This is a genomic window from Burkholderia sp. Ac-20353 (genome assembly GCF_017104785.1).
Lineage (GTDB): Bacteria > Pseudomonadota > Gammaproteobacteria > Burkholderiales > Burkholderiaceae > Burkholderia.
Genome location: NZ_JAAGPL010000036.1, coordinates 18,749 through 33,749, shown reverse-complemented (window position 1 = coordinate 33,749; position 15,001 = coordinate 18,749). Strand labels below are relative to the sequence as shown.

Sequence of the window (15,001 nt, the reverse complement as noted above, 5' to 3'; positions counted from 1 at the left end):
CTCTGATCGCGGCCGGCCCGCAAAGCCGGCCGGCCGCCTGTCGACTGGTTTGAATCTCGATACCTTTTTACTCAGGACTGCGATTCATGTGGAACGCAGGCCCGGTGCAAAACCATCCATGCTGCGTCAGTCCTTGCCCGACCCGGCCACCGCCACGGCTCGAATCTCGACGCAAAGGCCCGGCAGCGCGAGTTGCGTCACGCCGACGGCCGTCCACGACGGATAGCGGTTCGGGAAATACACGTCCTTGACCGCCGCGAAGCCCTCGGTCTCGCGCTGCAGGTCCGTATGGAAGGTCGTCAGCTCGACGACGTCGGCAAGGCTTGCGCCGGCCTCCTCGAGAATCATCTTCAGGCATTCGAACGCGATCTGCGCCTGCGCCTGCACGCCGTCGGCCGGCTGCATCTGTGCGTCGAGGCCGACCTGGCCCGACACCCAGATCGTGTCGCCAACGCGCGTCGCCGGCGAGAAGTGGTACGCGTCGTACCACGGCTGAAATGCGGCCGGCACGATCGATTGCCGCTTGGAAGTTGCTGTCATGATGAAAATCTCCGTTTAAACGAGTTGACGGAAACACGGCGCGCGGAACGGGTCACCGGCCTTCAGCGCGGCCAGTTCCTCGACGAACAGCACGCCGGCCGGGGTGAAGCCCGAGCGGCTTTCGTCGGGCAGCGGGCTGAACACCGCGTCATCGCCGAAGAAGCGCAGCACAAGCGTATGGCGATCGGGGAAATCGGCATCGACCGCGCCACCGCCGTGCAGCACGCCCGGATGGAGCAACAGCACGTCGCCCGGCTTCGTTTCCCACGACAGGATGTCGTACGCCTCCGGTGCGGCACGACGCTCGACCTCGATGTTCGGCAGGCGTGGCCACACGTCGCCGCCATGCAGCGGGTCGGTCGGATCCTCAGCGTTCTGGAACGTCGTGCCGTCGTGGCGCACGCCGTGATGCGAGCCGCGCACGATCTCCAGCGCATTGCGCTTCGGCACACCTTCGAAGCTGATCCACGCATTGCCGAAATGCATCCCTTGCCACGGCAGGTATGACGTGTCCTGGTGCCACGGCGAGCGCGCGCTCTTGCCGCCGGCCTTCATGAACAGTTCCTCCGCGAAGTACCACACGTGCTTCGAGCCCCACAGGTCGGCGAACAGCTGCCCGAACGGCAACGTGCCGACAAGTTCGTCGAGCCGCGCCTTCGCATACGGGTTCGCGTTGTCGTTGTGCGATTTGTATTCGGTGCCGTCGAGCAGCGTCGATGCCATCGGGCCCGGGTTCTCCATCCCCCAGTCGAACACCGCGCGGCATTGCGCGAGTTGTTCGTCATTGAGCACCCCTTCGATGAGCACGGCCCCATCCTCGAAGAACGCCCTGCGCGTCTTTGCATCCATCGTCAATCTCCTGATTCGTCCAGCGACAACCGGCGGCTGAGCTTCACTACCGGCCCTTAAGTAGATCATGATGACTATGTTAGGTCATCATGACAAAAATAAAGAAAAGAAAAAGACGGGGTATTCCCTGTTTCGTCTGCATGATCGAACGAGCATCGCGGCGGGCCGCCAGCCCGACATGACAACCGGCTTTCGGCCTTCATACAAGCTCACGACAATCTCAATAAAGCTACTCATTTCGGATACGACAACAAACCGACGCCGGCCTGACTGCGCCCCTTCTCCCGCTCCAGCGCGCAGTACGCGTAGTAGAGCACCACCGTGAAGTACGACCACGTGAGCAGCGCCAGCACGTAGAAGTTGAACACGACGTTGGTGTCCTCGCCCGGGATCCTGTAGAAATCGTAGATGCACGCGATCGCCAGCGAGGCAACGAGCGCGACCGTCGTCGTCAGTGCATGGAGCGCGTGCCCGGCACGCAGCAGCCGCATCACGAACCCGGCCAGATAGACCGACAGCAGCGCCCACATCGTCACGTAGAAGTACGGCAGCACGTGTTGCAGGAATCCTGCCGAGACCAGCACGACCGTGCCGACGGCCGCGAGCACGAACAGCAGCACGTCCTGCCGCACCGACGGCCGGTAGCCGTGCGTGACGGCCATCAGCCCCGCGACTGCGATGACGGGCATCCCGAATCCACGCGAGAACGCGTCGAGAAAGTGAGAGATGCCGTACGACACCGGCGACTCCGTCGCGAAGAAGATCAGCGCGTTGGTCGAGGAGATCGTGACGATCCACCATTCGAAGCCGAGCAGGAAATTGCGCTTGCGGACGAACTTGAAGCCGTAGATGCCGGTCGTCGTCGCAAGCGCCACGCTGGAAAGACAAAGTGCAAGTGATCGGTGATCCATGATTCGAACTCCGTAAGTCGATTGCTGTCGATGAGTCACTGTTTGCCGGGGCTGACGCTCGCGAGGTAGGTCGCGACCGCCGCGCGGTCATCCGCCGACATCGCCTGCGCGACGCGCTGCATCGTGCCCGTCGCCTCGCTGCGCGAACCCTTCGCGAACGCGTCGAGCTGCGCGAGCAGGTAGTCGTAGCCCTGCCCGGCGAGGCGCGGGAACTGTGCCTGCCCTGTCAACCGCGCACCGTGGCACGCGGCGCACGCGCCGCCCGTCACCAGTTGCTCGCCCTTCGCGCGCAGTCGCGCATCCGGCTTGTAGTACCGGTTGTCCACCGGTACCTGCTTCGCGTAGTAGCCGGCCAGGTGCGCGATCTCGGTTTCGCTCATCGTCATCGCGAGCGGGCCCATCGTCGGGTTCGCGCGCTGTCCGCCGGCAAACGCGCGAAGCTGCGCGGCCACGTATTGCGCCGGCTGGCCGGCGAGGCTCGGATACGCCTGGTTGAGCGACGTTCCCTTCACACCGTGACAGCCCATGCACACGTCGGTCACGCGTGGCCATACACCACCGTCGGCCTCGTCGGCCTGCGCGGCCGTATCGATATGGCGCTGCAGGCGATAGAAGCCGAACAGCGTCGGGCCGTAGAGCGCCAGCAGCGCGCCGATCACCACGAGCGCCGCGAGCAGCAGCATGCGTTTCTTCATCTTCGGTCTCCTAAGCACGACGCAGCGCATTGAGAGCGTAAAGCGCACTTTGGTGACCGGAGCGCACGGCGCCGTCCATGTAACCGGCCCAGATGTTCGCAGTCTCGGTGCCCGACCAGATCAGGTTGCCGCATGGCGCGCGCAGCGCCTCGCCGTGCGCGCTCCAGAAACCGGGCGGGATCGCCGACACGCACGTGATCGTCCACGGATCGGCCAGCCCCCAGTCGCGATCGTGGTACGACACCGGCGCGCACGCTTCGTCGCCCCACGCCTGCGCGTAGAGATCCATGTGCATCTGCTTCGCGGCCGGCGGGTCGGACGGCACCAGCGCATTCCGCACGAACGCGTTGATCACGCCGATCTCGCCGCCCGGCGGCGAATTGTCGTAAGCCCAGAAGATCGGCCCGTCGGTCTGGAAGATGTGGCCGTTCAGCCCCTTGTCGCGCCAAAACGGGCGGCGATAGACCATCGCCGTCTTGCGTGCAGGCGAATGCGCGGGCCATGCTCGTTGCAGCGCGTTGCGCTTGTCCGGCAGCGGTGGATCGAACTGCACCTGGTGACACAGCGCCGGGTGCAGCGCCATCACGACCTTGCGCGCACGCACCGTGCCGCGATCCGTCTGCAGCGTGACTACGTCGCGATCCCAGCCGACGATCCGGCGCACCGGCGACGCGAGCCGCACCTTGTCGCCGAGCTGTTGTGCCATCCGGATGCTGAGGATCTGCGAACCGCCGACGAAGCGGGTTTCCTGCGCGCTGTGCTTGATCGAGTCGAGCTGCGCGTAATCGCAATCGGCGGAGTTGATCATCGACAGGAAATGAAGCAGTCCCATCTTCGCCGGCGCGGAGCCGCCCGACAGCGAGATCGACGCGTTCCAGCCCATCCGGTCCTCGGGCTTGATGCCCTGCTGCGCGAGCCAGTCGCCGACCGACAGCCGGTCGAGTTCGGCCGCCTTCGGCGACGTCCACGGTGCGCCCGACGGCACGTCGCGCGCGAGTCGGCTTAGCTTCGCGGCGACCGACTCGTCGGTGCCGAACGTGCCGTGCAGGTCGATCTCGGCGCGGCCGTCGCCGCCGAGGATAACCGTCTTGCCCGCGTAGTAGCTCGGGAACGTGCCGATTTCCAGTTCGCGCGCGAGATCCGCGACGGCAGTCTGGCCCGGGCCGATCCACTGGCCGCCGACTTCCGACACATAACCGCCGCCGACGTCGAAGTTAAGCGTGCGGCCGCCGACGCGATCGCGCGCCTCGAGCACGACGAAGGATTCGCAGCCCGCGTAGTGCAGGTCGCGTGCGGTCGTGAGGCCGGCGAGTCCGGCGCCGACGATCGCGACGTCGAGCACGTCGCCGTCATTGCCGGCGATCGGTGCGGTATCGGCACGGGCGCGCGCCGCGCCAAGCGCCAGGCCGCCGGCCGCGACGGACGCGCCGGCGATCTTGAGCCACTGCCTGCGCTGCAGGTCTGCCGACCCGCGGGAGGATGACTTGCTGGACATGATGGTTGGGTTCCTGCCTGCAAAGGGCGCGAGCGACGGCGTGCCCGGCGGCACGCGACTTTCGTTCGCGCGAAATCCGACGACTGAATACGCGCCGCGGCCGCTTCCTCCGCTGGCCTCGCCGCCTGCCGATAGTCCCCGTCACGCTATGGATCCGTCGGCCCTCTGAATTAGTACATGATGAGAAAGATAGGTCATGATACATAAGACAGGGTCGAGAAAAAAAGACAGGGTATTCCCGCTGTTGCGCAGTGCCTTACAGCGATTCAGAAAGGTCGTAGAAAGAAAAGGTATCGCGGCTTCGCCACACAAGTTGCCATTTCGTGCGCGAGCATCCTCCGGGATTCACGATTGTCCTCGGCAACCGGATTATGGGCGGCGACATGCGTTCAGTCCTGGTTCGCGAGCGCCATCGCGCGTGCACGCGTGGCGCCCATTCTGCACACACGCCTGACGATCCCTATCGGGTATTCAGTAATCCGCTCGTTTCGTCGCCGCTCACGCCCGCCTGGTCGTGCCCTGCGCGGCCAGCGCGGCCCGCTCGATCCAGCGGATGGCCGGCGCATCGTGCTCGCCCGGCGCGGGCTTGCCGATCAGGAAGCCCTGCACCTCGCGGCAGCCGGCATCCGTGATGTACGCCAATTGCTCCTCCGTCTCGACGCCTTCCGCGACGGTCGTCACGCCGAGACGCTTGCCGAGATCGGCCACCGCGCGCACGACGGCCGCGCAGTCCGGGCGCGTGACCGCATCGCGCACGAAGCTGCCGTCGATCTTGATCTTGTCGAACGGGAACGCGCGCAGATGCGCGAGCGACGAGAAACCCGTGCCGAAGTCGTCGAGGGCGACGCGCACGCCCATCGAACGTAGCGCGCGCAGGTCCGCGATGGCCTTGCCCTCGTCGTGCAGCAGCGCGGTTTCCGTCACCTCGATTTCGAGCCGGTCGGGCGCGAGGCCCGCGCCGGCCAGCGCCGCCGCGAAGGCCGGCGCGATCGTGCCGTGGCCGAGCTGCGCCGCCGACACGTTGATGGCAACGCGCGCACCGTCCGGCCAGCGCGCCGCCTGCCGGCATGCCTGGTCGAGCACGAAGCGGCCGAGCCGGTCGATCAGGCCGCCGCGCTCGGCCACCGGAATGAAGCGGCCCGGCGAAATCCAGCCGGAGCGCGGGTGATGCCAGCGCAGCAGCGCCTCGCGCGTCGTGATCTGGCGGGTCCGGACATCGACGATCGGCTGGTAGAACACGTACAGCCCCTGGTTCTCGTCCAGCGCGAAGCGCAACTGCGATTCGAGCGCGATCCGCTCCTCCGCGCTCGTTTCCATGTCCGGCGAGAACATCCGGTACGTGCCCTTCCCGGCTTTCTTGGCCGCATAGAGCGCCATATCCGCGCGTGACAGCAGCACGCCGGCGTCGTTGCCGTGATGCGGCGCCAGCACGCAGCCGATCGACGCGCCGATACGGAACTGCCGGTCAGGCGACGGCGCATAGGGCGCGACGAGCGTGTCGACGAGCCGCGCGGCCGCGCCCATCGCGCCGTCCGCGTCGGTGTCGCGCAGCAGCACCGCGAATTCGTCGCCGCCGATGCGCCCGAGCATCATCCCCGGCTCGGGGCACTGCCCGCGCAGGCGTTCCGCGACCTGGCGCAGCACCTCGTCGCCCGCCGAATGCCCGCGCGCGTCGTTGATCAGCTTGAAGCCGTCGAGGTCGATGTAGAGCAGCCCGAGCACCTTGTCCGAGCGGCGCAGGCTCGCGTCGAATTCGGCAAGGAAGGTCGCGCGGTTCGGCAGACCTGTGAGCGAATCGTGATGCGCGAGCTCATGGATGCGCGCCTCCGCCTCGGCCTGCTGCGTGACGATCGACCACGACAGCATCGGGCCGATGTAGCGCCCCTCGGCGTCGCGCACGGCCGACACCTGGAAGTCGAGCACTTCCGGCCCGAGCCGGACGCGTGCACGATGCGGCAGGTTCGCCGGATCGGCGAGCAGGCGGCGCTGGTGCTGCGGGTGCGGGTGGAAGAAGTCGATCGGCGCGCCGAGCGCGTCGTCCGCGCGGATCGGCAGCAGGTGCTCGATCGAGCGCAGCAGGTTGCGCGACGTCGCGTTCAGGTAGTTGATGCGGAACGTCTCCGGGTCGGCCGTCATCACGGCCACCGGCATGTCGTCGATCATCCGTAGCAGCCGCGTCTGCGCCTGCTCGCGTATTCGCGATTCGGCCTGGGCATCGACGGTGCGCAGGAAGCCCCGGTAGTTGACCGAGATGACGGCGATCAGCGCCGCCGACACGAAGGCCATGTTGACCGCGGTGGCGACGAGCGTCGGTTGGCGCGTCGAGATGAAGAACGCGATGAACGCGACGTTGACGATCACGGCCACGCTCAGCGCGGCCGTGCGCAGGTACATCAGGCTGAAGATGCAGCCGATCACCGTGATCGCCATGTAGAACGCAACCTGGGCCTTTTGCCACGCGTCGCCGTACGGGAACAGCAGCAGCGCCCAGGTGGTGAACGTCACCGCGATCGGGATCACCAGCCAGTTCGTGACCGTGAGCGCGCGCATCACGGTGTCCGGCGTCGGCTCCAGCAGCCGGGCGCGGCGCCAGCGCAGCAGCCGCGCGAGCGACGCGAGCGTCATCGCGGCCGGCATCGCGACCGACAGCCACCACGGCGTGCTGCCCAGGTGCGTGACGGCGAGGCTCCAGGTGCTCGTGATGAGGATCAGGTACATCACCGGGAGCTGGCCGGCGAATACCCGGAATTGCGCCGCGAGCAGGTCCGGGTTCCGGGCCGGCGCCGCGATGCTTGCCAGTCTTGCCATCCGTGCGTAGTGGGTTTTCATGTGAGCCTGCCTGCTGCAACCCGGGTTCAGGTTGCCGTGTCCGGCGTCGTCGGGTACCCGCGCGGGTCCGGTTCCATATCGGCCATGACAGCCGATTCGGACACCGGAACCGGCGCGCGGGCGCGGTTGCTGCCGGTCAGCGCGATCTGTCCGCTGCCGACAATCTCGTTAAGTGGTGCGGGCCTGCCGAGCAGGAAGCCCTGCGCTTCGTCGCAGCCCTCGTCGGCCAGCAGCGCAAGCTGGTCGCGCGTCTCGATGCCTTCGGCCAGGATCGGAATGCCCAGGCTCTTGCCGAGCGCGAGCACCGCGCGGATGATCGCGCGATCCTGCGGTTTGGCTTCCGCGTCCGCGACGAACGACTGGTCGAGCTTGATGCGGTCGAACGGGAACGAGCGCAGCGTGTCGAGCGACGAATAGCCGGTACCGAAATCGTCGAGCGCGATGCTCACGCCCAGCGCCTTGATCTGCCGCAGCGTGTCCAGCGCGCGCTCGCGGCCGGCGAAAATCGACGATTCGGTCAGTTCCAGCTGCAGCCGCGACGCCGGCAGGCGGGTTTCTTCGAGCACGTTCGCGACGAGCGCCGTCAGGTCCGCGTGCATGAACTGCATCGCCGATACGTTCACCGCGACGGCATACGGCGGCTCCCACGTGGCCGCCCGCGCGCATGCCTCGCGCAGCACCCACGCGCCGATGTCCAGGATCACGCCGTTTTCCTCGGCGAGCGGAATGAACTCGGCCGGCGGGATGGTCCCGAGCGTCGCGTGCTGCCAGCGCAGCAGCGCCTCGTAGCCGCGGATCTCGCCGGTCACGAGCGAGGTCTGCACCTGGTAGTGGATGCTCAACTGGTTGTCGGCCACCGCGCGGCGCAGGTCGGCCGCGAGGCTGCGGCGCGCGCGGACGATCTGGTCCATCGCCGGTTCGTAGAAGCAGATCGGCTGCGCGATGCTGCCCTTCGCGCGATACATCGCGAGGTCCGCGTTGTTGATGAGGATCGCTTGGGTGGCCGCGTCGTCCGGGTAGATTGCGACGCCGAAGCTCGCGCCCGGCACGACCTCGTAGTCGTCCACCCTGACCGGCTTGTAGAGCGCCGGCTCGAGCCGCGCGAGCAGATCCATCAGGCGCGTGCCGTCGTCCATCCGGCACAGCGCAGCAAATTCGTCGCCGCCGACGCGGGCGACGAATTCGCCGTCGCACAGCAGGTTGGTCATGCGCCGCGCGAGGATGCGCAGCACCTCGTCGCCGGCGTGATGGCCGCGCAGGTCGTTGATTTCCTTGAAGCGGTTCAGGTCGATGCCGATCAGCGCGAGCCGCGCGCCGCGCTCGTGCGCGAGCGCGATTTCCAGGTCCAGCCGCTCGTTGAAGCTGGCCCGGTTCGGCAGGCCGGTCAGCGTGTCGCTCAGCGCCATCCGGCGCAGGTGTTCGAGCGATTCGGCCCGCACGTTGCTGTCGATCACGTAGCTCACGAGCCCCGTGCAGACGATCACGAGCGACATGCCCGCGACCGCCAGCGCCAGCGGGCGCAGCGCGTTTACGTCGGTCCACGCGCCGTCGAGCGTCAGCAGCGTGACGCGCAGCGCGCACATGGCCGTAAAGTGCAGCGAGAGGATCGCGAGCGCCAGCATGCCGGCCATCTGGTTGACCGCGTGCGGCGACGGCCGCATCGCGAGGTGCAGCGCGAGCGCGGCGAAGATCATCGACAGCAGCACCGACGCGACCAGGTAGCCGACGTCCCACGATACGATGCCCTCGACCCGCCACGCGAGCATGCCGGTGTAGTGCATCAGCACGATCGCGACGCCGACGATCGCGCCGCCGAGCGCGGGCGCGGCCTTCACGGTGCGGCAGGTCGTCAGCGCGAAGCCGATCGTGCTGCCGCCGACCGCGATGAGCAGCGACAGGAGCGTGAGCGGCAGGTTGAAGTGCACGGGTGCGCCGGCGTCGAAGCCGAGCATCGCGACGAAGTGCGTGCACCAGATCGCAACGCCGGCCGAGATGGCCGTCAGCACATGCCAGCCGAGCCGCTGCGTGCCGATCGTGTTCACCGTGCGCTGGAACAGGCGCGCGGTGACCCACGAGCCGGCCCCGCACAACAGTGCGGCAAGCAATACCAGCCAGAGATTGTGCCTATATACGATGCACCCGAAAACTGTCGCCAAATCCTTCCTTCCCCTATCCGTCGCATTGGCTGATTGATGCGGCTCCTGATCGAAGCGGCGGGGGCGATGCCGCTTCGATCGGGAACGCCTTCAAGATATCGGCATGTGATGAATAAACTGAACGCCGGGCGGCGGTACGCAAACGATTGCCCGGAAGATATTTTTTTCTGGAAAAAGTGCCGGAACGAAACGGGGTGGCGCATCGAAGAATCGGCCGATCGCTTGCCAATCAACCGTGTGATGCAGGCGATTGGTAATGCGGCGGAATTCCGCCGCGGTTCACCGTCAGGTTTTGTCAGGTTTAGCGCTCCTCTACTTTGCGGCAGCCTCGATCACACGAGCGACCGCGGCCGGCTGAGACATGAACACCGCGTGACTTGCGCTCACCTCGGTCACCTTCGCACCCGAACGCTGATACATCCAGCGCTGAAGCTGAGGGCTCACGACATGATCCCGGGTGGTCAGGACCGCATAGCTAGGTTTGGTTCGCCATGCCGCCACCGTGACAGGGGTTCCCAACGCCTTCTCGGCGAGTTGCACCTGCGAGTCCGCCAGGAATCGAGCGTCCGACGGCGAGACATCCGCTGCATAGGTCGCGTGGAATTGCGCCGGTGGAATGAAGAAATGCTTGTCGGGCGTGGCCCGCATCGCATCGTTGGGCGCGGCGAACTTCGACAGAAGTTGACCGCTGGCTTCTCCTGCATCGGGTTGGAGTGCCGCCACGTAGACGAGCGCACTGACCTTCGGGTCAGCCCCCGCCTCCGTGATCACGGAGCCGCCATAGCTATGACCGACCAGCACGACGGGGCCCTTCTGCTGATCGACGATGCGTTTGGTGGCATCGACGTCCTCGGCGAGCCCGGTGAGGGGTTCCTGCACGACGCTCACATGAAAACCATCCTTCGTCAGGATGTCGTAGACGGCCCGCCAGCCTGAGCCGTCCACCAATGCGCCATGGACGATGACAACATCTTTTGCAGCCAGTTTCGGCTCGGCGTGAGCCATCGTGCCGGTCATGGTTGCCATGACGGCGACGGCCAGTGTATTTCGCAGTGCAAATAGTCGGACGAATGATGCATGCTTGATCATCTTTGCTCTCCAGTATCCGCGTGATCCATTCACTCGGTGAGAGACACTTTACAAACGGAGCGCCCAGGGAAATACTGTCGCGATCGACAGTTTTGATATCGATCCTGCCATGCGAATTTTTGTCCTCGCGCTCGACGGGGTGTTCGACACCGGCCTCACGACCGTGCTCGATGCGTTGACGACGGCCAACGAACTGGCGCGCTCGACGGGGATCGCCACACCGGGCTTCGACATCACCGTTGCGGGGATGCGGCCGGAGGTGCGCACCGCGCTTGGGCTGCAGGTTCCCGTCTGCGACGTGACAGACGCCCCCACCCCGGATTGGGTCGTCGTACCGGCGCTCAACAGGACGACGACGGATCTGCTCGTGCCTTCGCTCGGCCGGGCCGACGTGATCGATGCGCTAGATGCATTGCGCTCGTGGCACCATGCGGGCGTTCAGATCGGGGCCGCCTGTACGGGTACCTTCGTGCTGGCCGAAAGCGGCTTGCTCGATGGGCGCGAAGCCACGACCACCTGGTGGCTCTCGCCGCTGTTCCGGCAGCGTTACCCCGACGTGCACCTGGATGCGCATCGCATCGTCGTTCCCAGCGGCAGCACGGTGACGGCCGGGGCCGCGCTGAGCCATCTCGACCTTGCGCTCTGGCTGATCCGTCACAACAGCCCCGAGCTTGCGGCGCTCGTGGCCAAGTACCTCGTGTTCGATTCGCGCCCGTCGCAGTCCGCCTTTGCGATCTCCGATCACCTGTCCCATTCGGACCCGCTCGTCGAGCGTTTCGACCGCTGGGTGCGCGAGCACCTCGACACGGCAATCGCGCTCGATGACGTTGCGGACGCATTGGCGACGAGCAAGCGGACGTTGACGCGACGTCTGAACGACGTGCTCGGTAAAACGCCGGTCGAATACATACAGGATCTGCGGATCGAGCGTGCCGTTCATCTGCTGAAAACGAGCAAGGACAGCGTCGATCGTATCGCCGAGCAGGTCGGCTACGCAGACGGCGTCACATTGCGCACGCTGCTGCGGCGGCGGATCGGCAAGGGGGTACGCGAGTTGCGGGCGTCGTGAGTCCGGGTTGGACAAAGCGCTCGATGCATTCAGGCTTGCACGATCGAATCGCGACGTGCCCGATACACCACAAAGACCATCCAGAGCACCAGCAGGCTGAAGCTCCACCATCGCAGATAGAATCCCCATCCCCAGATCAGCGACCCGAACGCCGAAAGCGTCAGCCCGCGCTTGGCGGCCAGGATGTCGCTCATGACTTCACCAGGCTTGAATATCGCGTCCTCGTCTGCGTGGGCGATAACCAGATCGGTCACGGTGTGTTCAAAGTACGGGCGTGATGCCAGCAGAAGCCCGATCATCGTGAGCACCGACCCGGACCGTTCGAACAGATCCCAATGTCCGGAGGCTTGCGCGATGCATGCACAGATGATCGCCGGGCACACGGCCAGCGCAATCATCGCAATGCTCCACGCGATGTAGCCCTCCGGCACTCGTAGCGCTCCCCGGTGAAGGTTGCTCACGTCGCGGTTCATAGGTGCTTTGTTCAAAACGGGCTCTCCAATTTGCCGCGTCAATCCGGGTTACGCGTGCGATCGCGCGACGCAATGCGCTTCGCTGCCGGCTTTGCGACGATCCCGCGCGAAGCCATCGCGTTTTGCTCGATCACTTTCACGATTTCGGCCTCGGCCTGCGCGCCGTACTGCGCGAAGACGTCCGTCCGATAGCTCGTGTTGATCGCGGCGCCAAGCTGCGTGCCCGATTCGTCGTGCGTATCGACATCGACCTGCATCGACAGCCCGATCCGCAGCGGATGCGCTTCGAGTTCGCGCGGATCGAGCAGGATGCGTACGGGCAGACGCTGTACGATCTTGATCCAGTTGCCCGTCGCGTTTTGCGCCGGCAACGTTGCGAACGCACTGCCCGTCCCGGCCGAGAAGCCCTCGACCCGCCCGTGATACTTGACGCTCGAACCGTATACGTCGGCCGTCAGCTCGACCGGCTGGCCGATGCGCATGCGCGTGAGCTGCACTTCCTTGAAGTTCGCATCGACCCACACACCGTCGAGCGGCACGATCGCCATCAACGGCGTGCCGGGCGACACGCGCTGGCCGACCTGGACCGACCGTTTCGACACGTAGCCCGTCACCGGCGCCGGCAACGTATTGCGCGCATAGGCGAGATAGGCGTCCCTGACTTTCGACGCCGCCGCCTGCACGTCGGGATGCTGTTCGACCGTCGTGCGGTCGGTCAGCGCATGGTTCGCGCCGGCCTGCTGGCGCGCCGCATCGAGCGCCGCCTGCGCGGCCGCCACCGTGTCGCGGGCATGCGCGATGTCTTCCGCGGAAACGGCGCCCGTGCCCGCGACGGCCACGCGTCGTCGCAGGTCATCGTTGGCACGGGCCAGATCCGATGCGCGTTGCGCGACGTTCGCCGCATAGAAATCGTTGTTCACGTACAGGCTGCTCACGCGGCGCACGGTCTGCCCAAGTGCCGCCTCGGCGTTCGTCAGCGCGATCTTCGCATCGGCCGGGTCGAGCGTGACGACCGGGTCGCCTGCCTTCACGGTCTGCGTATCGTCGGCATTGACGGCGATCACCGTTCCGGTGACCTGTGGCGTCAACTGCACGAGATTGCCGCTCACATAGGCGTCGTCGGTTGATTGGTAATAGCGGCCGATCGTGAAATAGTAGGCCGCATACGCCGCCCCCGATACCACGACCGCCGCCGTAAGGAGTACGAGCAGGCGCTTGCGCTTGCCGGGGGGCGTCGCGCCGGCGTCATGGCCGGCCGGGTCGGCGTGCTGTCCGCCACTGTGTTCGCTGCTTTGTTCGCCGCGCTGGTCCGCCGTTTCGCGGTCGGGCGTGAGGGTATCGCTCATGTCAAATCTCCTTGCCAGTAAGTGAACGCGCCGTTCAACGCGCGGCGACGGCGGGATGGGTGGACGCGGCAGCCGCCGCGCCGTGGGCGGCGTCGGCCGACGTGTCGACATAGCCGCCGCCAAGCGCCGACGCGAGCGCAATCTGCTGGTCGCGGCGGTTCATCTTCAGGTTGGCGACGGCTTCATCGGCATTCAGCGTCGTGACATCGGCATTGAGGACGGTCAGCTGGTTGGTCAGGCCTGCCTTGTACTGCGTGATCGCAAGCTGGTCGGCGTCCCGCGCGGCCTGCTGTGCCGTGTTTGCGTCGACGAGTTGCGCGTCGCTCGAGCGGATCTGCGCAAGCTGCGTCGCAACGTCGCTCAGCGCGCCAACGAGCGTCTGGTTGTACGTGGCCACCGCGTAATCGAATTCCGCGTAACGGCCCTTCAGTTGCGCGCGCAGTGCGCCTGCGTCGAAGATCGGCAGGTGGATCGCCGGACCAACCGAAGCGGTCCGGCTCGCGGCGGTCAGGAAGCGCCCGAAGCCGAACGCGTCGAGGCCGATCATCGCGCTCAGGTTGATGTCCGGGTAGAACTCCGCCTTCGCTTCCTTCACCTGGTGCGTGATCGCATCGACGCGCCAGCGCGCGGCGACGAGGTCCGGCCGGCGGCTCACCAGATCCGCCGGCAGGTTGTCGGGCAGACGCACTTCGTCGCCGATGCCGAGCGTCGGCCGCTCGATCGCGAGACCGCGATCCGGTCCTGCGCCGAGCAGCGCAGCCAGCTGATAGCGCGCGGTCAGAATGCTGCCGTCGAAGGCGGTGACACGGGCGCGGCTCGTCGCCAGATTCGCCTGTGCGGTCTTGCGTTCCACTTCGGTATCGAGACCGGTCGCAATGCGCCCGGCCGTGATGCGATCGATCTGCTCGCGGCGCGCCACTTCCTGTTGCGCGATGTCGCGCAGCACGTAAAGGCGGGCCAGCTGGTTGTATGTGCGTGCGATCGACGTATCGAGCGTCAGCCTGACGAACTCCTCGTCCGCCCTGCCCGCTTCCGTCTGCGAGACGGCCGCCCTCAATGCTTCGCGGTTCTTGCCCCACAGGTCGAGGTCATACGATGCGCTCAGCAGGCCCTTGTTCTCGGTCTGCCAGGAACCGGCATACGGTGGCGGGATCATCGCCGTGCCGCTGTACTGCTGGCGCGTCAGCGAGTAGCTCGCATCGACGCGCGGCAGCGTGTTCGCATTCGCGGCTTCGCTGTAGGCCTGCGCCTGGGCTACCCGCGCGCGGGCCTGCTCGATCGTCGGACTGCCGCGCAGCGCCTCGGCAAGCAGCGCCGTCAACTGCGCGTCGCCGAACTGGTCGACCCAGTCGGCCGCCGGCCAGCGGCCTTGCTCGGCCGGCAGGCTGCGGGCCGTCTCGAGCTGTTGCGGCTGTGCGATCCGCTTGTCGCTATGGATGCCCGCATAGTTTGCACATGCCGACAGCACCGCCGCGAAGATCGCCGACACGCCCAGTTTCAATGCACGGGTGCGGACGCCGGATCCATATGTCTGCGATTTCATTTTCTG

At 66.1% G+C, this 15,001-nt stretch carries 12 protein-coding genes; 1 reads left to right on the top strand and 11 read right to left on the bottom strand.

Annotation, left to right across the window (positions count from 1 at the left end; genetic code table 11):
- Positions 1–126: 126 nt before the first annotated feature.
- The 8 genes from G3N94_RS13835 to G3N94_RS13800 all read right to left on the bottom strand — a co-directional run bounded on the left by G3N94_RS13835 (position 127) and on the right by G3N94_RS13800 (position 10,564).
- The gene (locus G3N94_RS13835; RefSeq protein WP_205792952.1) at positions 127–540 is read right to left on the bottom strand and encodes a RidA family protein; all 414 of its coding nucleotides are present in this window, start codon (positions 538–540) and stop codon (positions 127–129) included.
- A gap of 15 nt (positions 541–555) precedes the next feature.
- Complete coding sequence (locus tag G3N94_RS13830; protein ID WP_205792951.1) at positions 556–1,389, bottom strand: phytanoyl-CoA dioxygenase family protein; 834 nt, start codon at positions 1,387–1,389, stop codon at positions 556–558.
- A 233-nt stretch (positions 1,390–1,622) separates the two neighbouring features.
- Positions 1,623–2,300 carry a hypothetical protein gene (locus G3N94_RS13825; RefSeq protein ID WP_205792950.1) on the bottom strand — a complete coding sequence of 226 codons (678 nt, stop codon included), beginning with the start codon at positions 2,298–2,300 and terminating at the stop codon, positions 1,623–1,625.
- A gap of 35 nt (positions 2,301–2,335) precedes the next feature.
- Positions 2,336–2,995 (bottom strand): c-type cytochrome, encoded by a 660-nt coding sequence (locus tag G3N94_RS13820; protein WP_205792949.1) that lies wholly within the window; start codon positions 2,993–2,995, stop codon positions 2,336–2,338.
- A 10-nt stretch (positions 2,996–3,005) separates the two neighbouring features.
- Complete coding sequence (locus tag G3N94_RS13815; RefSeq protein ID WP_205792948.1) at positions 3,006–4,490, bottom strand: FAD-dependent oxidoreductase; 1,485 nt, start codon at positions 4,488–4,490, stop codon at positions 3,006–3,008.
- Between the two features lie 498 nt (positions 4,491–4,988).
- Positions 4,989–7,319 carry an EAL domain-containing protein gene (locus G3N94_RS13810; protein WP_205792947.1) on the bottom strand — a complete coding sequence of 777 codons (2,331 nt, stop codon included), beginning with the start codon at positions 7,317–7,319 and terminating at the stop codon, positions 4,989–4,991.
- Between the two features lie 26 nt (positions 7,320–7,345).
- A complete protein-coding gene (locus G3N94_RS13805; RefSeq protein WP_241021827.1) occupies positions 7,346–9,424 on the bottom strand; it encodes an EAL domain-containing protein in 2,079 nt (692 codons plus the stop codon).
- A 363-nt stretch (positions 9,425–9,787) separates the two neighbouring features.
- Entirely contained in the window at positions 9,788–10,564 is a 777-nt protein-coding gene (locus tag G3N94_RS13800; RefSeq protein WP_205792945.1) for an alpha/beta hydrolase, read from the bottom strand.
- Positions 10,565–10,673: 109 nt separating this feature from the next.
- Here G3N94_RS13800 and G3N94_RS13795 point away from each other — a divergent pair, with 109 nt between their 5' ends.
- Positions 10,674–11,633, top strand: a complete 960-nt coding sequence (locus G3N94_RS13795) for a helix-turn-helix domain-containing protein (RefSeq protein ID WP_205792944.1) — start codon at positions 10,674–10,676, stop codon at positions 11,631–11,633.
- 29 nt (positions 11,634–11,662) lie between these two features.
- Here the strand turns inward: G3N94_RS13795 and G3N94_RS13790 are convergent, their stop codons facing one another.
- The 3 genes from G3N94_RS13790 to G3N94_RS13780 are packed head-to-tail and all read right to left on the bottom strand — an operon-like array spanning position 11,663 to position 14,995.
- Positions 11,663–12,121: a hypothetical protein gene (locus tag G3N94_RS13790; RefSeq protein ID WP_205792943.1), complete on the bottom strand. Its 459-nt coding sequence runs from the start codon at positions 12,119–12,121 to the stop codon at positions 11,663–11,665.
- 23 nt (positions 12,122–12,144) lie between these two features.
- Positions 12,145–13,452, bottom strand: a complete 1,308-nt coding sequence (locus tag G3N94_RS13785; protein WP_205792942.1) for an HlyD family efflux transporter periplasmic adaptor subunit — start codon at positions 13,450–13,452, stop codon at positions 12,145–12,147.
- A gap of 34 nt (positions 13,453–13,486) precedes the next feature.
- Positions 13,487–14,995 carry an efflux transporter outer membrane subunit gene (locus tag G3N94_RS13780; RefSeq protein ID WP_205792941.1) on the bottom strand — a complete coding sequence of 503 codons (1,509 nt, stop codon included), beginning with the start codon at positions 14,993–14,995 and terminating at the stop codon, positions 13,487–13,489.
- Positions 14,996–15,001: the final 6 nt, after the last annotated feature.